Origin of the sequence: Chromohalobacter sp. 48-RD10, from assembly GCF_029889785.1 — a bacterium.
Lineage (GTDB): Bacteria > Pseudomonadota > Gammaproteobacteria > Pseudomonadales > Halomonadaceae > Chromohalobacter.
In genome coordinates this window covers 18083-36430 of sequence record NZ_JARANX010000013.1, presented here as the reverse complement: position 1 = coordinate 36430, position 18348 = coordinate 18083, and the positions used below count along the sequence as shown (strand labels likewise).

30 protein-coding genes are annotated in these 18348 nt (G+C 57.9%); 1 reads left to right on the top strand and 29 read right to left on the bottom strand.

Annotation, left to right across the window (positions count from 1 at the left end; translation table 11 throughout):
* Positions 1 to 206: 206 nt before the first annotated feature.
* Complete coding sequence (gene uvrA, locus OP496_RS12985; protein ID WP_280564094.1) at positions 207 to 3077, top strand: excinuclease ABC subunit UvrA; 2871 nt, start codon at positions 207 to 209, stop codon at positions 3075 to 3077.
* Positions 3078 to 3268: 191 nt separating this feature from the next.
* On the opposite strand, the gene rplQ is transcribed toward uvrA, so the two are convergent.
* The 29 genes from rplQ to tuf all read right to left on the bottom strand — a co-directional run bounded on the left by rplQ (position 3269) and on the right by tuf (position 18325).
* Entirely contained in the window at positions 3269 to 3652 is a 384-nt protein-coding gene (rplQ, locus tag OP496_RS12980; protein WP_280564092.1) for a 50S ribosomal protein L17, read from the bottom strand.
* A 39-nt stretch (positions 3653 to 3691) separates the two neighbouring features.
* Entirely contained in the window at positions 3692 to 4690 is a 999-nt protein-coding gene (gene rpoA / locus OP496_RS12975) for a DNA-directed RNA polymerase subunit alpha (protein ID WP_246976053.1), read from the bottom strand.
* Between the two features lie 91 nt (positions 4691 to 4781).
* On the bottom strand, positions 4782 to 5402 hold the full coding sequence (gene rpsD / locus OP496_RS12970; protein ID WP_280564090.1) for a 30S ribosomal protein S4: 621 nt from the start codon (positions 5400 to 5402) through the stop codon (positions 4782 to 4784).
* A gap of 12 nt (positions 5403 to 5414) precedes the next feature.
* The gene (gene rpsK / locus OP496_RS12965; protein ID WP_011505752.1) at positions 5415 to 5801 is read right to left on the bottom strand and encodes a 30S ribosomal protein S11; all 387 of its coding nucleotides are present in this window, start codon (positions 5799 to 5801) and stop codon (positions 5415 to 5417) included.
* 39 nt (positions 5802 to 5840) lie between these two features.
* The gene (gene rpsM, locus OP496_RS12960) at positions 5841 to 6197 is read right to left on the bottom strand and encodes a 30S ribosomal protein S13 (protein WP_280564089.1); all 357 of its coding nucleotides are present in this window, start codon (positions 6195 to 6197) and stop codon (positions 5841 to 5843) included.
* Between the two features lie 122 nt (positions 6198 to 6319).
* The gene (gene rpmJ, locus OP496_RS12955) at positions 6320 to 6433 is read right to left on the bottom strand and encodes a 50S ribosomal protein L36 (protein ID WP_075369409.1); all 114 of its coding nucleotides are present in this window, start codon (positions 6431 to 6433) and stop codon (positions 6320 to 6322) included.
* Between the two features lie 31 nt (positions 6434 to 6464).
* Complete coding sequence (gene secY / locus OP496_RS12950) at positions 6465 to 7796, bottom strand: preprotein translocase subunit SecY (RefSeq protein WP_280564088.1); 1332 nt, start codon at positions 7794 to 7796, stop codon at positions 6465 to 6467.
* On the bottom strand, positions 7796 to 8230 hold the full coding sequence (gene rplO, locus OP496_RS12945) for a 50S ribosomal protein L15 (RefSeq protein WP_280564087.1): 435 nt from the start codon (positions 8228 to 8230) through the stop codon (positions 7796 to 7798). The genes secY and rplO overlap by 1 nt, the downstream gene beginning before the upstream one ends.
* 3 nt (positions 8231 to 8233) lie before the next feature.
* The gene (gene rpmD, locus OP496_RS12940; RefSeq protein WP_246976047.1) at positions 8234 to 8419 is read right to left on the bottom strand and encodes a 50S ribosomal protein L30; all 186 of its coding nucleotides are present in this window, start codon (positions 8417 to 8419) and stop codon (positions 8234 to 8236) included.
* A gap of 6 nt (positions 8420 to 8425) precedes the next feature.
* Positions 8426 to 8926, bottom strand: coding sequence for a 30S ribosomal protein S5 (gene rpsE / locus OP496_RS12935; protein ID WP_280564083.1), 501 nt, complete (start codon positions 8924 to 8926; stop codon positions 8426 to 8428).
* 11 nt (positions 8927 to 8937) lie between these two features.
* Positions 8938 to 9288, bottom strand: a complete 351-nt coding sequence (rplR, locus tag OP496_RS12930) for a 50S ribosomal protein L18 (RefSeq protein WP_280564081.1) — start codon at positions 9286 to 9288, stop codon at positions 8938 to 8940.
* A 9-nt stretch (positions 9289 to 9297) separates the two neighbouring features.
* Entirely contained in the window at positions 9298 to 9828 is a 531-nt protein-coding gene (gene rplF / locus OP496_RS12925) for a 50S ribosomal protein L6 (protein ID WP_280564080.1), read from the bottom strand.
* 9 nt (positions 9829 to 9837) lie between these two features.
* Entirely contained in the window at positions 9838 to 10230 is a 393-nt protein-coding gene (gene rpsH, locus OP496_RS12920; protein ID WP_280564077.1) for a 30S ribosomal protein S8, read from the bottom strand.
* Between the two features lie 28 nt (positions 10231 to 10258).
* Positions 10259 to 10564 (bottom strand): 30S ribosomal protein S14, encoded by a 306-nt coding sequence (gene rpsN / locus OP496_RS12915; protein WP_280564073.1) that lies wholly within the window; start codon positions 10562 to 10564, stop codon positions 10259 to 10261.
* Positions 10565 to 10574: 10 nt separating this feature from the next.
* Complete coding sequence (gene rplE / locus OP496_RS12910; RefSeq protein WP_280564072.1) at positions 10575 to 11114, bottom strand: 50S ribosomal protein L5; 540 nt, start codon at positions 11112 to 11114, stop codon at positions 10575 to 10577.
* A gap of 18 nt (positions 11115 to 11132) precedes the next feature.
* The gene (rplX, locus tag OP496_RS12905; RefSeq protein WP_247621433.1) at positions 11133 to 11447 is read right to left on the bottom strand and encodes a 50S ribosomal protein L24; all 315 of its coding nucleotides are present in this window, start codon (positions 11445 to 11447) and stop codon (positions 11133 to 11135) included.
* Positions 11448 to 11461: 14 nt separating this feature from the next.
* Positions 11462 to 11833, bottom strand: a complete 372-nt coding sequence (rplN, locus tag OP496_RS12900) for a 50S ribosomal protein L14 (RefSeq protein WP_280564071.1) — start codon at positions 11831 to 11833, stop codon at positions 11462 to 11464.
* Between the two features lie 51 nt (positions 11834 to 11884).
* Entirely contained in the window at positions 11885 to 12145 is a 261-nt protein-coding gene (rpsQ, locus tag OP496_RS12895) for a 30S ribosomal protein S17 (RefSeq protein WP_280564070.1), read from the bottom strand.
* Position 12146: 1 nt separating this feature from the next.
* Positions 12147 to 12338 (bottom strand): 50S ribosomal protein L29, encoded by a 192-nt coding sequence (rpmC, locus tag OP496_RS12890; RefSeq protein WP_011505737.1) that lies wholly within the window; start codon positions 12336 to 12338, stop codon positions 12147 to 12149.
* Positions 12338 to 12751 carry a 50S ribosomal protein L16 gene (rplP, locus tag OP496_RS12885; protein WP_280564068.1) on the bottom strand — a complete coding sequence of 138 codons (414 nt, stop codon included), beginning with the start codon at positions 12749 to 12751 and terminating at the stop codon, positions 12338 to 12340. The genes rpmC and rplP overlap by 1 nt, the downstream gene beginning before the upstream one ends.
* A gap of 14 nt (positions 12752 to 12765) precedes the next feature.
* Positions 12766 to 13464 carry a 30S ribosomal protein S3 gene (gene rpsC, locus OP496_RS12880; RefSeq protein WP_040239410.1) on the bottom strand — a complete coding sequence of 233 codons (699 nt, stop codon included), beginning with the start codon at positions 13462 to 13464 and terminating at the stop codon, positions 12766 to 12768.
* An 11-nt stretch (positions 13465 to 13475) separates the two neighbouring features.
* Positions 13476 to 13808 (bottom strand): 50S ribosomal protein L22, encoded by a 333-nt coding sequence (gene rplV, locus OP496_RS12875; protein WP_280564065.1) that lies wholly within the window; start codon positions 13806 to 13808, stop codon positions 13476 to 13478.
* 18 nt (positions 13809 to 13826) lie between these two features.
* On the bottom strand, positions 13827 to 14102 hold the full coding sequence (gene rpsS / locus OP496_RS12870) for a 30S ribosomal protein S19 (protein ID WP_280564062.1): 276 nt from the start codon (positions 14100 to 14102) through the stop codon (positions 13827 to 13829).
* A gap of 33 nt (positions 14103 to 14135) precedes the next feature.
* Entirely contained in the window at positions 14136 to 14966 is an 831-nt protein-coding gene (gene rplB, locus OP496_RS12865) for a 50S ribosomal protein L2 (protein WP_280564059.1), read from the bottom strand.
* A gap of 16 nt (positions 14967 to 14982) precedes the next feature.
* Positions 14983 to 15279, bottom strand: a complete 297-nt coding sequence (gene rplW, locus OP496_RS12860; RefSeq protein ID WP_280564056.1) for a 50S ribosomal protein L23 — start codon at positions 15277 to 15279, stop codon at positions 14983 to 14985.
* Positions 15276 to 15884, bottom strand: a complete 609-nt coding sequence (rplD, locus tag OP496_RS12855) for a 50S ribosomal protein L4 (protein WP_280564054.1) — start codon at positions 15882 to 15884, stop codon at positions 15276 to 15278. The genes rplW and rplD overlap by 4 nt, the downstream gene beginning before the upstream one ends.
* A gap of 14 nt (positions 15885 to 15898) precedes the next feature.
* Positions 15899 to 16537 carry a 50S ribosomal protein L3 gene (gene rplC, locus OP496_RS12850; protein WP_280564053.1) on the bottom strand — a complete coding sequence of 213 codons (639 nt, stop codon included), beginning with the start codon at positions 16535 to 16537 and terminating at the stop codon, positions 15899 to 15901.
* A gap of 130 nt (positions 16538 to 16667) precedes the next feature.
* Positions 16668 to 16979 carry a 30S ribosomal protein S10 gene (gene rpsJ, locus OP496_RS12845; RefSeq protein WP_040239425.1) on the bottom strand — a complete coding sequence of 104 codons (312 nt, stop codon included), beginning with the start codon at positions 16977 to 16979 and terminating at the stop codon, positions 16668 to 16670.
* Positions 16980 to 17131: 152 nt separating this feature from the next.
* Complete coding sequence (gene tuf, locus OP496_RS12840; protein WP_280564052.1) at positions 17132 to 18325, bottom strand: elongation factor Tu; 1194 nt, start codon at positions 18323 to 18325, stop codon at positions 17132 to 17134.
* Positions 18326 to 18348: the final 23 nt, after the last annotated feature.

Sequence of the window (18348 nt, the reverse complement as noted above, 5' to 3'; positions counted from 1 at the left end):
CCGAAACCGGCCCATGAGGCTTTACTGCAGGGGCCGTGACGAACCAACACTTGGGCATCTCGCACGCGCGCAGACGCCTACTGAGCACATTTTACCGACTGCCGGCCTGTCAAGGAAAGGACGCGCTTTGCCCGGACTCCACTGCACCCTCTATAATCGATCCTTTGACCGCGCCACCGCCACGGCGCAACCGGCACGAGGTGGGCATGGACAGAATTCTGGTCAGGGGTGCACGCACCCACAATTTGCAGAACATCGACGTCGAACTACCGCGTAACAAGTTGATCGTCATTACCGGCTTGTCCGGTTCCGGCAAGTCCTCGTTGGCCTTCGATACTCTCTACGCAGAGGGGCAGCGTCGCTATGTGGAGTCTCTCTCCACCTACGCTCGCCAGTTCCTGTCGATGATGGAAAAGCCCGATGTCGACCACATCGAGGGGCTCTCGCCGGCGATCTCCATCGAGCAGAAATCGACGTCCCACAATCCGCGCTCGACGGTCGGCACGATCACCGAAATTCACGACTATCTGCGCCTACTCTATGCCCGCGCAGGGACGCCACGCTGTCCCGAGCACGATATCGACCTCGAGGCGCAGACCGTCTCGCAGATGGTCGATCAGGTTCTGACACTCTCCGAAGGCAGCAAGTTAATGCTGCTGGCACCGGTCATCAGTGGCCGCAAGGGCGAGCACCAGCAACTGTTGGCCGAGCTACGTGCCCAAGGCTACGTCCGCGCCATGGTCGACGGTCAGGCGGTGGAACTCGACGAACTGGGCCCGCTCGACAAGAACAAGAAACACGACATCAGTGTGGTGGTGGATCGCATCAAAGTACGCGATGGACTCGCCCTGCGCCTGGCCGAGTCGTTCGAAACCGCGCTCGCCCTGTCCGATGGCATCGCCATCATTCACGACATGGATGGCACACGCGACGACATCGTCTTTTCGGCACGCTTCGCCTGTCCGGTGTGCGGCTACTCCATCGCGGAACTCGAGCCGCGCATGTTTTCGTTCAACAACCCCGCTGGGGCCTGCCCAACCTGCGACGGCCTCGGGGTACGCCAGTACTTCGATCCGTACAAGCTGATCAGCCATCCCGAGCTGTCGCTAGCCGAAGGCGCCATCAAGGGCTGGGATCGGCGTAGCGTTTATTACTTCAACCAGTTGCAGGCAGTCGCCCAGCATTATCGTTTCGCGCTGGAAACGCCCTGGCAGGACCTCGCCCGGCACGAACGTGACGTGGTGTTGCACGGCAGCGGACAGGACCAGATCGCCTTCAGCTACGTCAACGATCGGGGCCGCAAGGTGACGCGCGAACATGCCTTCGAGGGCGTGCTCCCCAACATGGAGCGGCGTTACCGCGAAACCGAGTCGAGCATGGTGCGAGAAGATCTTGCCAAGCACCTGGCAGTGCGGTCCTGCCCATCCTGCCAAGGGACCCGGCTGCGCAAGGAAGCCCGCCATGTTTATATTGACGGCCGCCCACTCCCTGAAGTTTCGCAACTACCCATCGGCGAGGCTTGGCATTATTTCGTGGCGTTGGAATTGCCGGGCCGCAAAGGTGAAATCGCCGCCAAGATTCTCCACGAGATACACTCTCGCTTGCAGTTCCTGGTCAATGTGGGGCTCGACTATCTGACCCTGGAACGCAGCGCCGACACGCTCTCCGGTGGCGAGGCTCAGCGCATTCGCCTGGCCAGCCAGATCGGCGCGGGCTTGGTCGGCGTCATGTACATCCTCGATGAACCCTCGATCGGCCTGCATCAACGCGACAACGACCGGCTACTTCAGACACTCGAGCGTCTGCGCGATCTCGGCAATACGGTCATCGTCGTCGAACACGACGAGGAAGCGATACGCGCGGCGGACCATGTCCTCGATATCGGCCCCGGTGCCGGTGTGCATGGCGGCCGTATCGTCGCCCAGGGGACCCCCGAGCAGATCACCCAATGCGACGCCTCGCTGACCGGCCAGTACCTGTCGGATCAACGGCGTATCGAGATACCGCCGTATCGTATCCCCGGCAATCCAGAGAAAATGCTGCACCTCAACGGTGCCAACGGCAATAATCTGCAGAACGTCACGCTCGACTTGCCCCTTGGACTTTTCGTGTGCGTGACGGGGGTGTCCGGCTCGGGCAAGTCGACACTGATCAATTCGACGCTGATGCCCGTCGCCACGCGCGAGCTCAACCGCGCCACGAGCCTTACGCCCGCGCCCTACCAACGCATCAAAGGGCTGGAGTTGCTCGACAAGGTCATCGACATCGATCAGAGCCCGATCGGGCGGACGCCGCGTTCCAACCCGGCCACCTATACCGGCATTTTCACACCGATTCGAGAGCTCTTCGCGGGCACCCAGGAGGCACGCTCACGTGGCTACAAGCCCGGGCGATTTAGTTTCAACGTCAAGGGCGGACGCTGCGAAGCCTGTCAGGGCGAAGGGCTAATCAAGGTCGAGATGCATTTCTTGCCCGACATCTACGTGCCCTGCGATGTCTGCAAGGGCAAACGCTATAACCGCGAAACCCTGGAGATTCAGTACAAGGGCAAGAACATCAATGAAGTGCTGGAGATGACCATCGAGGAAGCACTGGAGTTTTTCTCGCCGGTCCCCGCTCTTGCCCGGCGTTTGCAGACATTGATGGATGTCGGCCTGTCATACGTGCGCCTGGGGCAAAGTGCGACCACCCTTTCTGGCGGGGAGGCACAGCGCGTCAAGCTCGCTCGTGAGCTAGCCAAGCGCGATACCGGCAAGACCCTGTATATCCTCGACGAGCCCACTACCGGCCTACACTTCGAAGACATACGACAGCTGCTTACCGTGCTGCATCGCTTGCGCGACCACGGCAACACCATCGTGGTCATCGAACACAACCTCGACGTGATCAAGACCGCCGACTGGCTCATCGATCTTGGCCCCGAGGGTGGTTCCGGCGGCGGACGCATCATCGCCGAGGGGACGCCAGAGAAAGTCGCCAAGATGGACGCCTCACACACCGGACGCTTTCTCAAGTCGCTACTCGAGCGGCAGACAGCGGGCCACAAGCCTCAAACCAGGAGCATGGCAGAGACCTAAGGCTCGAAGCTCGAACGGAGCCTGAATCCAGACCCTCCGGGTCCAGCCTTTTCTTCCAGCTTCAGACTCAAGCCCGCGCCGCGGGCGTTCTTCAGGCTCCCGGACGAAGTTCAGGCTCTTCGAACTGACAAAAAAAGCCGGCCCCCTCGGGGCCGGCTTTATTGTGCCGAGATGGCGAAGCCTGGCGAAGATCACTCTTCGGCGGCTTCCTCTACGACCGGACGGTCGACCAGCTCGACATAAGCCATCGGCGCATTGTCACCATTGCGGAAACCGCACTTGAGAATACGCACATAGCCACCCGGACGCTCGACGTAACGTGGGCCCAGCTCATTGAAGAGCTTACCGACCGTTTCTTTGGAACGGGTGCGGTTGAAGGCCAGACGGCGATTGGCGACGCTGTCCTGCTTAGCCAGAGTAATCAGCGGCTCGACGTGACGACGCAACTCCTTGGCCTTGGGCAGGGTAGTCTTGATGACTTCGTGCTCGACGAGCGACACACACATGTTCTTGAACATGGCATGGCGATGCGAGCTCGTACGATTGAGGTGACGACCACTCTTACGATGACGCATGGTTGAAATTCCTTACCAAACTGGGACTCGAGTCGGCGCTCACGCAGAGGCCTTATCGTCCTTCAGACTCGCCGGCGGCCAGTTTTCAAGCCGCATGCCGAGGGAAAGACCGCGCGCTGCCAGAACGTCCTTGATCTCGTTCAAGGATTTCTTGCCGAGGTTCGGGGTCTTCAACAGCTCCACTTCGGTACGCTGAATTAGATCACCGATATAATAGATATTCTCGGCTTTCAAGCAGTTGGCGCTGCGAACGGTCAACTCGAGATCGTCTACGGGGCGCAGTAGAATCGGATCGATCTGATCCTCTTCTTCTTCGACTTCCTGTTCCTTGTCGGCTTCGAGGTCGACGAACGCGCCCAACTGCTCTTGCAGTATGGTCGCGCTACGGCGAATCGCCTCTTCCGGATCCAAGGTGCCGTCGGTTTCCAAGTCGATAATCAGCTTATCGAGATCGGTACGCTGTTCGACACGCGCGGCTTCCACGGAATAAGACACACGACGCACCGGGCTGAAGGTCGCATCCAGCTGGAGACGACCGATAGCGCGCGATTCATCTTCCTCGGAAGCACGGGTATCCGCTGGCTCATAGCCACGACCACGGACCACCTTGAGCTCCATTTTCAGCTCGCCGCTGTCGTTGAGGTGCGCGATAACGTGATCTGGGTTGATGACGTCGACATTATGATCGACGGCGATATCGCCCGCGGTCACCACACTCGGACCCTGCTTGCTCAGCGTCAGAACCACTTCGTCACGGCCATGCATCTTGATGGCGACGTCCTTGAGGTTCAGGAGAATCTCGATGACGTCCTCTTGGACGCCTTCGATGGCGCTGTACTCGTGTAAAACGCCTTCAATCTCCGCTTCCACAATGGCGCAACCGGGCATGGAAGACAGCAGGATGCGACGCAGAGCATTCCCCAGGGTATGGCCGAAACCACGCTCGAACGGCTCGAGCACGATCTTCGCATGATTCGCGTTGATCTCTTCGACCTTGATGTCACGAGGACGGAGAAACTCTGTCACTGAACGCTGCATAAGAACACCTTTCAGGCTGCCAAACGGATACTCGGTACTCGAAACCAGGCCCTGGCATGGGGCCTGGCGGCATCACGCAGTGGCTGCATGATTACTTCGAGTACAGCTCGACGATCAGGTTTTCGTTGATGTCGGCAGACAGGTCGCCGCGTTCCGGGACAGCCTTGAAAGTGCCTTCCATCTTCTTGGAGTCGACGTCGGTCCAAGTCACATCGCCACGGTTGGCGGCGATTCCCAGGGCGTTTTGAATACGCGCCTGGTTCTTGGACTTTTCACGGACGGACACCACGTCACCTGGCTTGACCTGATAGGAAGCCACGTTGACGCTACGGCCATTCACGGCGATTGCCTTGTGGCTGACCAACTGACGCGCTTCGGAACGCGTGGAGCCGAAACCCATACGGTAGACGACATTGTCCAGTCGGGATTCGAGAAGCTGCAACAACAACTCGCCAGTCGCGCCCTTGAGGCGGGCCGCTTCCTTGTAGTAATTGCGGAACTGCTTCTCGAGTACGCCATACATGCGGCGTACTTTCTGCTTCTCACGAAGCTGCAAGCCATAGTCGGAAAGACGCTGACGGCGCTGGCCGTGGACACCCGGGATCTGCTCGGATTTGCACTTTTTCTCGAAGGGAGTAACACCGCTCTTCAAAAAGAGATCGGTGCCTTCACGACGAGACAGTTTGCACTTCGGTCCAATATAACGTGCCATGAATCTGTCTCCTTAAACGCGGCGTTTCTTCGGCGGACGGCAGCCGTTATGGGGAACGGGCGTCGCGTCGGTAATGCTCTGCACGCGGAAACCCGCAGCATTGAGCGCACGCACGGCGGATTCACGGCCGGGACCGGGTCCCTTGACCAGCACGTCGACGTTTTTCACACCATACTCGGCTGCAGCGGTCGCTGCACGTTCGCTTGCTACTTGAGCAGCGAACGGGGTGCTCTTGCGAGAACCACGAAAACCCGAACCACCGGCAGTCGCCCAAGAAAGGGCGTTGCCCTGGCGGTCTGTGATCGTCACGATCGTGTTGTTAAAAGAGGCATGGATGTGGGCAACCGCATCCACTACCTGCTTTTTCACCTTTTTACGGTTACTACGCGGGTTAGCCATGTTGATGTCTATTCCTGTCTTAACGCCAGAACGTGCGTTTTATTTGCGAATCGGCTTACGCGGTCCTTTACGGGTACGCGCATTGGTCTTGGTACGCTGACCACGCAGCGGAAGACCACGACGATGACGCAGACCACGATAGCAACCCAAGTCCATGAGACGCTTGATGTTAAGCGTCGTATCACGGCGAAGATCGCCTTCAACGGTATACTTGCCGACTTCGTTACGCAGGATATCCACCTCCTCGGCGGACAGTTCCTGAACTTTCGTCGTCGACGCGATGCCGGTAGCGACGCAGATTTCCTGCGCGCGTGTACGGCCAATCCCGAAGATGTAGGTCAGCGAGATCGCCGCATGCTTATTGTCCGGGATATTGACGCCTGCAATACGGGCCATCAGCTTACTCCGAATGTTGAGCGGCTTGCTCGTTTAGTCGTCTATAAGGGCGCAATAGCATACCCCTTTGCCTCCTAAGAGACAAGGGGCATACCTACACCCGCTTGTAAATCAGCGTAGGATCAACCCTGGCGCTGCTTATGCCGCGGTTCGCTACAGATGACACGAATCGCGCCATTGCGCCGAATGATCTTGCAGTTACGGCACATTTTCTTGACGGAAGCTCGAACTTTCATCGTTCTCTCCAAAAAACCTAGCGGGGCGCGTTTAACGCAGGATACCGCCGCTGCCATAGCCTTTCAGGTTGGACTTCTTCATCACCGATTCATATTGATTCGACATCAGATGCGACTGCACCTGGGACATGAAGTCCATGACTACCACTACCACGATGAGCAAGGAAGTACCGCCAAAATAGAAAGGTACTTGCCAGGCCACCACAAGGAACTGAGGCATCAGGGAAACTGCGGTGATGTATAAGGCGCCGAAAAGCGTCAGACGCGTCATGACCTTATCGATATAGCGGGACGTTTGCTCACCCGGACGAATTCCCGGTAGAAACGCTCCAGACTTCTTCAGGTTGTCGGCGACATCCTTGGGATTGAAGACCAACGCCGTGTAAAAGAAGCAGAAGAATAGCACCGCCGCCGCGAAAAGCAAGATGTACAGCGGCTGCCCCGGCCCAAGCGCTTGCGACACCGTCTGGAGCCAGGCCATGTTCTGCCCGTCACCGATCCATTGGCCAATCGAGGCCGGAAACAGCAAGATACTGGAGGCAAAGATCGGCGGAATGACACCGGCCATGTTGACCTTCAGCGGCAGATAGCTGCTCTGCCCGGCATACATCTTGTTGCCTACCTGACGCCGCGGATAATTCACCTTGATGCGTCGCTGACCACGCTCGATGAAGACCACGAATGCAACAGTCGCGATCCCCAGGACTGCCAACGACAGCAACGGCAAGATATTCCAGGCCCCATCATTTCGCGCCAGCTCGAAAGACTGACCGATAGCGCTCGGAAGACCCGCCACGATACCCGCGAAGATGATAAGGGAAATGCCGTTACCAATGCCTTTCTCGGTGATCTGCTCTCCCAGCCACATAAGGAACACGGCACCCGCGACAAACGTCACGATCGCTGTGAAGTAGAAGCTGAGATCGCCGCTATAGGCGACGCCCTGTCCGACCAGACCGACTGCCATGCCGGTCGCTTGGATCAATGCCAGCAGCACCGTACCGTAGCGCGTGTACTGGTTGATCTTGCGCCGGCCAGCCTCACCTTCTTTCTTCAGCTGTTCCAGCTGAGGCGAGACCGCCGTCAGGAGCTGCATGATGATCGACGCGGAGATATACGGCATGATCCCCAACGCAAAAATACTCATGCGCGACAGCGCACCACCCGAAAACATGTTGAACATGCCTAGGATGGTGCCCTGATTTTCCCTGAACAAGGCAGCAAGCTGGTCAGGATTGATGCCAGGCACCGGAATATGGGCACCGATACGGTACACCACGATGGCGATGAACACGAAACGCAAACGCGCCCAAAGTTCACTCAGACCACTTCCACTGGCCGGCATATTTCCTGACTTAGCCATTAGTCCTCTACCTTGCCACCGGCAGCTTCGATCGCGCCACGGGCACCTTTGGTGACCTTGAGACCACGAACCGTAACTGCTTTGTTCAGTTCACCGGAGAGAATCACCTTCGCGTACTGGGTATTATCCTTGAGTACGTTGGCTTTCTTAAGGCTATCCAGATCGACGATATCACTGTCGATCTTGGCCAACTCCGCCACGCGCACCTCTTCGGAGGCCAGCGCCTTGATGGACGTGAAACCATATTTCGGCAGACGACGCTGCAACGGCATCTGACCGCCTTCAAAACCGGGCTTCACGGACCCACCGGAGCGTGACTTCTGGCCTTTGTGACCGCGGCCACCGGTCTTGCCCAGACCGGAGCCGATGCCACGACCGACGCGCTTCTCGGTGTGCTTCGAGCCCAGTGCAGGGCTCAGACTATTGAGTTTCATGGATTACTCTCCCTCAACACGCACAAGGTAATTAACCTTGTTGACCATACCGCGTACGGCGGGGGTGTCTTCCAGCTCAACCGTGTGACCGATGCGGCGCAAGCCCAAGCCACGGATAGTGGCCTTGTGCTTTTCAAGAATGCCGATGGTACTACGAGTCTGGGTAACCTTGATCGTTGCTGATGCCATGATGCCTTACCCCGCGAGCTCTTCGACGGACATGCCACGCTTAGCGGCAACATCCTCCGGAGACCGCATGGCAGCGAGACCGTTAACAGTCGCCCGCACCACGTTCACCGGGTTGGTAGAACCGTAACACTTGGCGAGTACGTCATGGACGCCTGCCAGTTCGAGTACGGAGCGCATGGCACCGCCAGCAATGATACCGGTACCTTCAGACGCCGGCTGCATAAACACCTTGGAGGCACCGTGACGGGCCTTCGTGGGGTACTGCAGCGTAGAGCCACTGAGACTTACCTTCACCATGTTGCGGCGAGCCTGATCCATCGCCTTCTGAATCGCGATAGGCACTTCACGTGCTTTGCCGCGGCCGAAGCCGACGCGACCGTTGCCATCGCCAACGACGGTCAGTGCGGTGAAGCCGAAAATACGACCACCTTTCACAACCTTGGCGACGCGGTTTACCTGCACGAGTTTCTCTTGCAGATCGCCGCCCTTCTGTTCGTTATTCGCCATCGTAAAACCCTTTAGAATTCCAGGCCGCCTTCACGAGCGGCATCTGCCAGGGCCTTGATACGACCGTGGTATTTAAACCCGGCACGATCAAAGGCCACCTCGGTGATGCCCGCTTCCTTTGCGCGTTCGGCAATCAGGGCGCCCACCTTGGAGGCGGCGTCTGCATTGCCCGTGGATCCTTCACGCAGGCTCTTATCGAGCGTGGATGCACTGGCCAGTACTCGGCCACCATCCGGCGAAATGATCTGCGCGTAGATATGGCGCGGCGTGCGATTGACGCACAAGCGAGACACGCCAAGCTCGCGAATCTTGGCGCGAGCGCGGCGGGCACGACGGAGACGAGATTCTTTCTTCGCGTTCATAACCCTGCCTTACTTCTTCTTGGCTTCTTTGCGGCGGACTTCTTCGTCGCCATACCGAATCCCCTTGCCCTTATAGGGTTCGGGCGGACGGAAGGCACGAATTTCCGCTGCAACCTGGCCGAGCTTCTGCTTGTCCGCGCTTTTCAGCACAATCGTGGTATTCTTCGGCGCTTCGGCCGTCACACCTTCAGGCAGCGTATACTCGACAGGGTGCGAGAAACCTAATGTCAGGTTGAGTGTGTCGCCACTTACTTGCGCGCGGTAACCGACACCGTTGATCTCGAGAGACTTGCTAAAGCCTTCCGAAACGCCGGTAACGAGGTTCTGTACCAGCGCACGTGTGGTTCCGACCATCGCCCAGCTTTTAGCGGACTCGCTCGGATTGAATGTCAGCTGGCCTTCTTCTTGGCCCACGGTGACATCGGAATGCACGGTCATGGAGAGCGTGCCCTGACCGCCCTTGACGGTCAGCTTGTTGGCCTCGAGTTTGACCTCGACGCCACTCGGCAGTTTCACCGGATATTTGGCTACGCGGGACATTCCAAACTCCTAGAATACGGTGCAGATGACTTCACCACCGACACCGGCCTGACGCGCCGCACGATCGGTCATCACGCCCTGGGAAGTGGTGACGATCGCGATGCCCAGACCATCCGCGACTTTCGGCAGCGTGTCCTTGCCCTTGTAAGAGCGCAGGGACGGCTTGGAAAAGCGCTGAATGTGCTCGATGACCGGTTTACCCTCGAAGTACTTGAGAGTAACGATCAGCTGGGGCTTGGCGCCTTCCGTGACAGTGAAGTCGTAGATATACCCCTCTTGCTTCAATACGCGAGCCACCTCGACCTTGAGGTTGGAAGACGGCATTGAAACCGTCTCCTTGATGGCCATCTGCGCATTGCGGATACGGGTAAACATATCCGCCAGAGTATCTTGCATGCTCATTACGTTGCGCTCCTGATTCTCGCGTAGCTTACCAGCTGGACTTCTTGAGCCCAGGTACGTCGCCACGCATGGCGGCTTCACGCAGTTTATTGCGGCCCAAGCCGAACTTTTGGTAGAAGCCATGCGGACGACCGGTTACGTGGCAGCGATTACGCTGACGTACCGGGCTGGAATCGCGCGGCAACTCCTGAAGCTTCAGTTGGGCATCGAAGCGCTCTTCATCAGAAGCGTTGACGTCATAGATGACAGCCTTGAGCTTGGCACGCTTGGCCGCGTACTTGTCTACCAGCTTCGCGCGCTTGAGCTCACGCTCAATCATGCTTTTCTTTGCCATGATCCCACCCTTATTTCTTGAACGGGAAGTTCAGCGCGCTCAGCAGCGCACGGCCTTCTTCATCGGTGTTGGCAGTAGTGGTGACTGTGACATCCAACCCGCGAATACGATCGATCTTATCATATTCGAGCTCGGGGAAGATGATCTGTTCACGCACACCCATAGAGTAGTTGCCACGACCATCGAAGGACTTGGGGTTCAGACCACGAAAGTCACGAACGCGCGGAATCGCGACGTTCACGAGACGATCGAGGAAATCCCACATCCGTTCGCGACGTAAAGTCACCTTGATGCCGATCGGCCAGCTTTCGCGGACCTTGAAGCCTGAGATTGACTTGCGCGCCTTGGTCACTACCGGCTTCTGACCAGAGAGTTTCTCCAGGTCGCCAACGGCGTTGTCGATCAGCTTCTTGTCACTGGTCGCATCGCCGATGCCCATATTAAGGGTCACCTTGGTGATCCGCGGTATCTGCATCACGTTGGCGTAGCTGAACTGCTCTTGGAGCTGAGCTGCCACCTCGTTCTGATAACGTTCTTTCAAGTTCGCCATTTTGCTACCCGACTCGCGTTAGGCGTCGATCTGCTTTTGCGTCGACTTGTAGATACGTACCTTGGTACCGTCTTCCTGAATCTGGAAGCCGACGCGATCCGCCTTGCCGGTCTCCTGATTGAAGATGGCCACGTTGGATCCGTGAATCGGGGCCTCACGCTCGACGATACCCCCCTGCTTGCCTTGCATGGGGTTAGGCTTGGTGTGACGTTTGACCATGTTCACACCGGACACGACATAGGACCCATCCAGGACCCGTTTAATTGTGCCGCGCTTACCCTTGTCCTTGCCGGCAATGACGATCACTTCGTCGTCACGTTTAATCTTACGCATATCCGCCTCGCTCCTCACAGCACTTCAGGCGCCAGGGAAATGATCTTCATGAACTTCTCGTTGCGAAGCTCACGCGTAACCGGCCCGAAGATACGGGTACCGATCGGCTGCTCGTTGGCGTTTTGCAACAGAACGGCCGCATTTCCATCGAAGCGGATCAGTGAACCGTCTGTACGACGGACACCACTCTTGGTACGTACCACGACGGCCTTGAGGACTTGGCCTTTTTTGACCTTGCCTCGCGGAATCGCTTCCTTGACCGTCACTTTGATGACGTCACCAACACGCGCGTAACGGCGGTGTGACCCGCCCAGCACCTTGATGCATTGCACCCGGCGCGCGCCGCTGTTGTCGGCGACATCCAGCTTTGTCTGCGTCTGAATCATCGGTTTTCTCCAAACCTAAACTGACTGCACTGGTGAAAGGCTCTGGCCTGCTCAGCCCTTGGCCTGCTCGACCACCTCGACCAGCGTCCAGGCTTTCAACTTGGAGATCGGGCGACACTCTTCGATAGAGACCGTGTCACCGACCCGAGCCTGGTTCGCCTCGTCATGGGCGTGCAGTTTGGTGGAGCGCTTCACGTACTTGTCGTAAATAGGATGCCGAACACGGCGCTCGACCTGAACGACGACGGACTTGTCCATCTTGTCGCTCACGACCTTGCCATTTAGTGTGCGAGCATTATTTTCTTCAGCCATCTCAGTCACCTGCCTTCTCATTGAGCACAGTCTTAACGCGAGCGATATCGCGACGCACCTGCTTGAGCAGATGAGTCTGGCTCAGCTGACCGGTGGCCTTCTGCATGCGCAGGTTGAACTGCTCCCGGAGGAGCTCGAGCAGCTGCTGCTGAAGCGCTTCGACTGATTTTTCACGAATTTCCTGGGCTTTCATCACATCACCGTCCGTTTTACAAAGGTGGTGGAGACCGGGAACTTCTGGGCGGCCAGGTCAAAAGCCTCGCGCGCCAGCTCCTCGGAAACGCCTTCGATCTCGTAAAGCACCTTCCCGGGCTGGATTTGGGCCACCCAGTATTCAACGGAGCCCTTACCCTTACCCATACGGACTTCCAGCGGCTTCTCGGTGATTGGCTTATCCGGGAAGACGCGGATCCAGATCTTGCCGCCACGCTTGACGTGACGCGTAATGGCACGACGGCCGGCTTCGATCTGGCGAGCAGTGACGCGTCCGCGACCGGTGGCTTTCAGGCCGTACTCACCGAAGCTCACCTTACTTCCGCGATGCGCAAGACCGCGGTTACGACCTTTCTGCACCTTGCGAAATTTCGTACGCTTGGGTTGTAACATCGATCACTCTCCCCTTACTTGGAACCTTTCTTCTTGGGCCCCGGTGCCTGAGCTTGTTTCTGCTTGGCACGCACTTCCTCGATGCCGCCGAGGATTTCACCCTTGAAGACCCACACTTTGACGCCGATAACGCCGTAAGTGGTGTGCGCTTCGTAAGTGGCGTAATCGATGTCGGCGCGCAGCGTGTGCAGCGGCACGCGACCTTCGCGGTACCATTCGGTGCGCGCGATTTCTGCACCACCAAGACGCCCTGACAACTGGATCTTGATGCCGCCGGCGCCTAGGCGCATGGCGTTCTGTACAGCGCGCTTCATGGCACGACGGAACATTACGCGGCGCTCGAGCTGACCGCACACATTCTGTGCGACGAGTTGAGCGTCGAGTTCCGGCTTGCGGACTTCCTCGATGTTGACGTGCACCGGCACGCCCATCATCTCGGAGAGATCGCGACGCAGGCGATCGACATCCTCGCCCTTCTTGCCAATCACGATGCCCGGACGGGCGGTGTGAATGGTGATGCGTGCGTTATTGGCTGGACGCTCGATGGTGATGTCGCTCACAGAGGCGTTTTTCAAACGCTGCTCCAGGAAACGACGCACTTCGAGGTCATTATTCAGCTTATCGGCATAAGCACCACGCTCGGCGTACCAGACGGAGCGGTGATCCTTAACGATGCCTAGCCGAATACCTGTCGGATTTACTTTCTGACCCATCTGGTCGACTCCTACTTCTCGGCTACCTTGACGGTGATGTGGCAAGTGCGCTTCAAAATGCGATCCGCACGGCCTTTGGCGCGAGGCTGGATGCGCTTAAGCGTCATGCCCTCATCGACGCAGATGGTCGAGACACGCAGCTCGTCGATGTCCATGCCATTGTTTTCTTCCGCATTCGCGATGGCGGACTGAAGCACTTTCTTGACGACCTTCGCCGCTTTCTTCGGCGAGTACGTCAACGAATCCAGTGCTTCGGCGACCGGCTTACCGCGCACCAGGTCAGCCACCAAACGGGCCTTCTGGGCGGATAAACGAGCGCCACGCAGCTTTGCAGTGACTTCCATCTCTCTAACCTCTCTGGCTTACCGTTTGGCTTTCTTGTCCGCCGCATGGCCGCGGTAGGTGCGGGTGGCAGCGAATTCGCCCAGCTTATGGCCAACCATTTCCTCGGAGACATGCACCGGGACATGTTGACGTCCGTTATGGACTGCAATGGTGAGCCCGACCATATTGGGTAGGATCATGGAGCGACGCGACCAGGTCTTTATCGGTTTGCGGTCGCTCTTTTCCGCTGCAGTCTCAACCTTCTTCAGCAGATGAAGGTCAATAAAAGGACCTTTCTTCAGTGAACGTGGCACAGCCGTTACCTCTTAATGTCTTGGCGTTCGATCTTACTTCCGGGCCTTGCGGCGACGGACGATCAGCTTGTCGGTGCGCTTGTTCTTGCGGGTCTTGTGGCCCTTGGTGGGGATACCCCATGGGCTGACCGGATGACGGCCACCGCTGGTGCGGCCTTCACCACCACCATGTGGATGGTCGACCGGGTTCATCGCGACACCGCGAACCGTCGGGCGCACACCTCTCCAGCGCTTCGCACCGGCCTTGCCAAGTTGACGGAGGCTGTGCTCGGAATTGCCCACTTCGCCCAAGGTCGCACGACATTCGGCCAGAATCTTGCGCATCTCGCCGGAGCGTAGACGCACAGTGGCGTAGTTGCCTTCACGTGCTACCAGTTGGGCACTGGCACCGGCACTTCGCGCGATTTGAGCACCCTTGCCGGGCTTCATCTCAATGCAGTGCACGGTAGACCCTACCGGAATGTTACGCAGCGGCAGCGCGTTACCACGCTTGATCGCTGCATTGACGCCGGACTCCAAGCGGTCGCCCGCTTTCACACCACGCGGAGCGATAATGTAGCGACGCTCGCCATCCAGATACTTGAGCAGCGCAATGTTGGCGCTACGATTGGGATCGTATTCAAGGCGCTCAACGACGGCGGCAACGCCATCCTTGGCACGTTTGAAATCGATCACACGATAATGCTGACGGTGACCACCCCCGACATGACGGGTAGTGATGCGACCGTTATTGTTACGACCGCCGCTCTTGGATTGCTTCTCCAACAGACCGGCATAAGGACGGCCCTTGTAGAGCCCGTCGTTGACGACTTTGATGACGTGACGACGACCGGCGGACGTGGGTTTGGTCTTAACAACTGCCATGATCCGTACTCCTGCCTTACTCGGCGCCAGAGAAGTCTTCGAGAGTCTCGCCGGCCGCCAGTGTGACGTATGCCTTGCGATATCCCTTGCGCAGACCAACACCGTGCTGCGTGCGCTTGGTCTTACCCTTGACGTTCAAGACTTGCACACCAACGACCTTCTTCTCGAAGAGCGCTTCGACGGCTTTCTTGATCTCGGGCTTGGTCGCGTCCTGGGCCACCTTGAACACGTACTGGTTGTTTTCGGCGGCGAATGCGGCCTTCTCGGTCATGTGAGGCCCGAGCAGAACCTTGAATACGCGTTCCTGGTTCATCCCAGCTTCTCCTCGAATTTACGCAGAGCGGAAACGGTGACCAGCACCTTATCAAAGGCAATCAGGCTCACCGGATCGGCAGCCGCGACATCCACCACATCGACGTAGGGAATGTTACGCGCGGCGAGAAACAGCTTTTCGTCGATATCTTCGGTGACGATCAACGCTTTCTCGAGATCCAGGTCCTTCAGCTTGGCAATCAGCTGCTTGGTCTTGGGGGCATCCACCGCAATGCTGTCAACGACGGTCAGACGTTCCTGACGGACCAGCTCAGAGAGAATCGAGCGCATGGCCGCGCGGTACATCTTGCGGTTGACTTTCTGGGTGTAGTCTTGGGGGCGTGCTGCAAAAGTAACGCCGCCGCTACGCCACAATGGCGAGCGGATAGTACCGGCACGCGCACGACCAGTACCTTTTTGACGCCACGGCTTCTTACCGCCGCCACGCACTTCGGCGCGAGTCTTCTGTGCACGAGTCCCCTGGCGACCGGCTGCGAAATACGCAGTCACGACCTGATGGACCAGCGACTCGTTAAACTCTTTACCGAAGGTAGCGTCGGACACTTCGACAGTGCCTGCTTCGGCACCTGCGAGATTCAAATTCATCGGTCTCATACCCCTCAGCGAGCTTTAACGGCACTGCGTACGGTGACTTCGCAGTCGGTCGCACCCGGCACGGCGCCTTTTACCAGAAGCAGGTTACGCTCGGCATCGACGCGCACTATTTCCAGGCTCTGGACGGTCACGCGCTCATTGCCCAGCTGACCGGCCATCTTCTTGCCCTTGAAGACGCGACCCGGCGTCTGGCACATACCGATGGAGCCCGGTGCGCGGTGCGCAAGCGAGTTGCCGTGGCCATTGTCTTGGGTACGGAAATTCCAGCGCTTGACGGCGCCCTGGAAGCCCTTGCCTTTAGAGGTGCCAGTCACATCGACTTTCTGACCGGCTTCAAAGAGGGATACGGTGATGTTGCCGCCCACTTCAGGAGCGTCTTCGCCTTCTGCCAGGCGAAACTCCATCAATGCACGACCGGCCTCGACACCTGACTTGGCGTACTGCCCTGCGGCAGCCTTGGTCAGATGCTTGGCCTTGCGGGATCCCGAAGTCACCTGAATCGCGCTATAACCGTCGGTGTCGACAGTCTTGACGCGAGTCACGCGATTCGGCTCGACCTCGATAACGGTTACGGGCACGGAGGTGCCATTTTCGGTAAAGATGCGGGTCATGCCGCTCTTTTTACCGACCAAACCGATAGTCATGTTCAGTCTCCTTTAGTGTACGGGGCTGTCACCCGCTATGGCTGCCCTTTCCAGAGCATTCCACTAGCACATTGTGTGACGCCATCACGGCGTGACGACTTTATAGAAAAGCCGCTAGTGACTAGTGTGGTCAGTCGAGCTTGATTTGCACATCCACGCCAGCGGCGAGGTCGAGCTTCATCAACGCGTCTACGGTTTTTTCCGTGGGTTCGACAATGTCGAGCACACGCTTGTGAGTGCGAATCTCGTACTGATCGCGCGCGTCTTTGTTGACGTGCGGCGAAACCAATACGGTATAGCGCTCGCGATTAGTCGGCAGCGGGATCGGACCACGGACCTGAGCACCGGTACGCTTCGCGGTATCCACGATTTCTTGCGCGGACTGGTCAATCAGGCGATGGTCAAAGGCCTTCAACCGAATGCGAATCTTTTGGTTCTGCATTAGCCTTAAACTCCAATGGATGTCGACGGCGCGAGCCGTCTACCCACGCATTCAAAGGATGCGCATTATAGGCAGGCTGACAGTGACTGTCAAACATGCACAGAAAGGGGGCTCCCAAGGGAGCCCCCTTCGATCATCGAAGGACGGAGCCCTTATTGGATGATCTTGGCGACAACACCGGCTCCCACGGTACGCCCACCTTCGCGAACCGCGAAGCGCAGGCCGTCTTCCATGGCGATCGGCGCGATCAGCGTCACAGTCATCTGGACGTTATCGCCCGGCATGACCATTTCGACGCCTTCCGGCAGCTCACAGGTTCCGGTTACGTCCGTGGTCCGGAAGTAAAACTGCGGACGATAGCCCTTGAAGAATGGCGTGTGACGACCGCCTTCTTCCTTGGACAACACATAGACTTCAGCTTCGAAGGTAGTGTGGGGCGTGATAGTACCCGGCTTGGCCAGCACCTGGCCACGCTCAACGTCGTCACGCTTGGTGCCACGCAACAGCGCGCCAATGTTCTCGCCAGCACGACCTTCGTCGAGCAACTTGCGGAACATCTCAACGCCAGTAACGGTCGTCTTGGCGGTATCTTTCATACCCACGATCTCGACGTCTGAACCGCTCTTGACGACGCCGCGCTCGACACGACCAGTCACAACGGTACCGCGACCAGAAATCGAGAACACGTCTTCGATCGGCATCAGGAACGGCTGATCGATGGCACGTTCGGGCTCGGGAATGTACTCATCCATAGCACGAACGAGGTTAGCAACGGCGGTGGTACCCATGCCGTTGTCATCCTTGCCTTCCAGCGCCATCAGAGCGGAGCCGGTGATGATCGGGCAGTCATCGCCCGGGAAGTCGTACTCGTTGAGGAGTTCACGAACTTCCATTTCGACCAGCTCGAGGAGCTCTGCGTCGTCGACCATATCGGCCTTATTCAAGAACACGACGATGTTCGGAACACCAACCTGACGAGATAGCAGGATGTGCTCACGCGTCTGCGGCATCGGGCCGTCAGCCGCGGAACAGACCAGAATCGCGCCATCCATCTGCGCGGCGCCGGTGATCATGTTCTTGACATAGTCGGCGTGCCCCGGGCAGTCGACGTGCGCGTAGTGGCGCTCCTCGGACTGGTATTCGACGTGAGCCGTCGCGATGGTGATACCGCGCTCACGCTCTTCCGGCGCGTTATCGATCGTGGAGAATTCACGCCAGTCGCCGCCGAAAACTTCTGCGGAAACGCGAGTCAGTGCCGCAGTCAGCGTGGTCTTGCCATGGTCGACGTGACCGATGGTACCGACGTTGATATGCGATTTGTTACGTTCAAATTTTTCCTTAGCCACTGCTATAACCTCTTTACGTTAGC

Excerpts from the sequence above, each read along its gene's own strand:
- uvrA (WP_280564094.1), top strand. The coding sequence starts at position 207 with ATGGACAGAATTCTGGTCAGGGGTGCACGCACCCACAATTTGCAGAAC.
- rplQ (WP_280564092.1), bottom strand. The coding sequence starts at position 3,652 with ATGCGTCATCGTAAGAGTGGTCGTCACCTCAATCGTACGAGCTCGCAT.
- rpoA (WP_246976053.1), bottom strand. The coding sequence starts at position 4,690 with ATGCAGCGTTCAGTGACAGAGTTTCTCCGTCCTCGTGACATCAAGGTC.
- rpsD (WP_280564090.1), bottom strand. The coding sequence starts at position 5,402 with ATGGCACGTTATATTGGACCGAAGTGCAAACTGTCTCGTCGTGAAGGC.
- rpsK (WP_011505752.1), bottom strand. The coding sequence starts at position 5,801 with ATGGCTAACCCGCGTAGTAACCGTAAAAAGGTGAAAAAGCAGGTAGTG.
- rpsM (WP_280564089.1), bottom strand. The coding sequence starts at position 6,197 with ATGGCCCGTATTGCAGGCGTCAATATCCCGGACAATAAGCATGCGGCG.
- rpmJ (WP_075369409.1), bottom strand. The coding sequence starts at position 6,433 with ATGAAAGTTCGAGCTTCCGTCAAGAAAATGTGCCGTAACTGCAAGATC.
- secY (WP_280564088.1), bottom strand. The coding sequence starts at position 7,796 with ATGGCTAAGTCAGGAAATATGCCGGCCAGTGGAAGTGGTCTGAGTGAA.
- rplO (WP_280564087.1), bottom strand. The coding sequence starts at position 8,230 with ATGAAACTCAATAGTCTGAGCCCTGCACTGGGCTCGAAGCACACCGAG.
- rpmD (WP_246976047.1), bottom strand. The coding sequence starts at position 8,419 with ATGGCATCAGCAACGATCAAGGTTACCCAGACTCGTAGTACCATCGGC.
- rpsE (WP_280564083.1), bottom strand. The coding sequence starts at position 8,926 with ATGGCGAATAACGAACAGAAGGGCGGCGATCTGCAAGAGAAACTCGTG.
- rplR (WP_280564081.1), bottom strand. The coding sequence starts at position 9,288 with ATGAACGCGAAGAAAGAATCTCGTCTCCGTCGTGCCCGCCGCGCTCGC.
- rplF (WP_280564080.1), bottom strand. The coding sequence starts at position 9,828 with ATGTCCCGCGTAGCCAAATATCCGGTGAAACTGCCGAGTGGCGTCGAG.
- rpsH (WP_280564077.1), bottom strand. The coding sequence starts at position 10,230 with ATGAGCATGCAAGATACTCTGGCGGATATGTTTACCCGTATCCGCAAT.
- rpsN (WP_280564073.1), bottom strand. The coding sequence starts at position 10,564 with ATGGCAAAGAAAAGCATGATTGAGCGTGAGCTCAAGCGCGCGAAGCTG.
- rplE (WP_280564072.1), bottom strand. The coding sequence starts at position 11,114 with ATGGCGAACTTGAAAGAACGTTATCAGAACGAGGTGGCAGCTCAGCTC.
- rplX (WP_247621433.1), bottom strand. The coding sequence starts at position 11,447 with ATGCGTAAGATTAAACGTGACGACGAAGTGATCGTCATTGCCGGCAAG.
- rplN (WP_280564071.1), bottom strand. The coding sequence starts at position 11,833 with ATGATTCAGACGCAGACAAAGCTGGATGTCGCCGACAACAGCGGCGCG.
- rpsQ (WP_280564070.1), bottom strand. The coding sequence starts at position 12,145 with ATGGCTGAAGAAAATAATGCTCGCACACTAAATGGCAAGGTCGTGAGC.
- rpmC (WP_011505737.1), bottom strand. The coding sequence starts at position 12,338 with ATGAAAGCCCAGGAAATTCGTGAAAAATCAGTCGAAGCGCTTCAGCAG.
- rplP (WP_280564068.1), bottom strand. The coding sequence starts at position 12,751 with ATGTTACAACCCAAGCGTACGAAATTTCGCAAGGTGCAGAAAGGTCGT.
- rpsC (WP_040239410.1), bottom strand. The coding sequence starts at position 13,464 with ATGGGTCAGAAAGTAAATCCGACAGGTATTCGGCTAGGCATCGTTAAG.
- rplV (WP_280564065.1), bottom strand. The coding sequence starts at position 13,808 with ATGGAAGTCACTGCAAAGCTGCGTGGCGCTCGTTTATCCGCCCAGAAG.
- rplB (WP_280564059.1), bottom strand. The coding sequence starts at position 14,966 with ATGGCAGTTGTTAAGACCAAACCCACGTCCGCCGGTCGTCGTCACGTC.
- rplW (WP_280564056.1), bottom strand. The coding sequence starts at position 15,279 with ATGAACCAGGAACGCGTATTCAAGGTTCTGCTCGGGCCTCACATGACC.
- rplD (WP_280564054.1), bottom strand. The coding sequence starts at position 15,884 with ATGAATTTGAATCTCGCAGGTGCCGAAGCAGGCACTGTCGAAGTGTCC.
- rplC (WP_280564053.1), bottom strand. The coding sequence starts at position 16,537 with ATGACTATCGGTTTGGTCGGTAAAAAGAGCGGCATGACCCGCATCTTT.
- rpsJ (WP_040239425.1), bottom strand. The coding sequence starts at position 16,979 with ATGCAGAACCAAAAGATTCGCATTCGGTTGAAGGCCTTTGACCATCGC.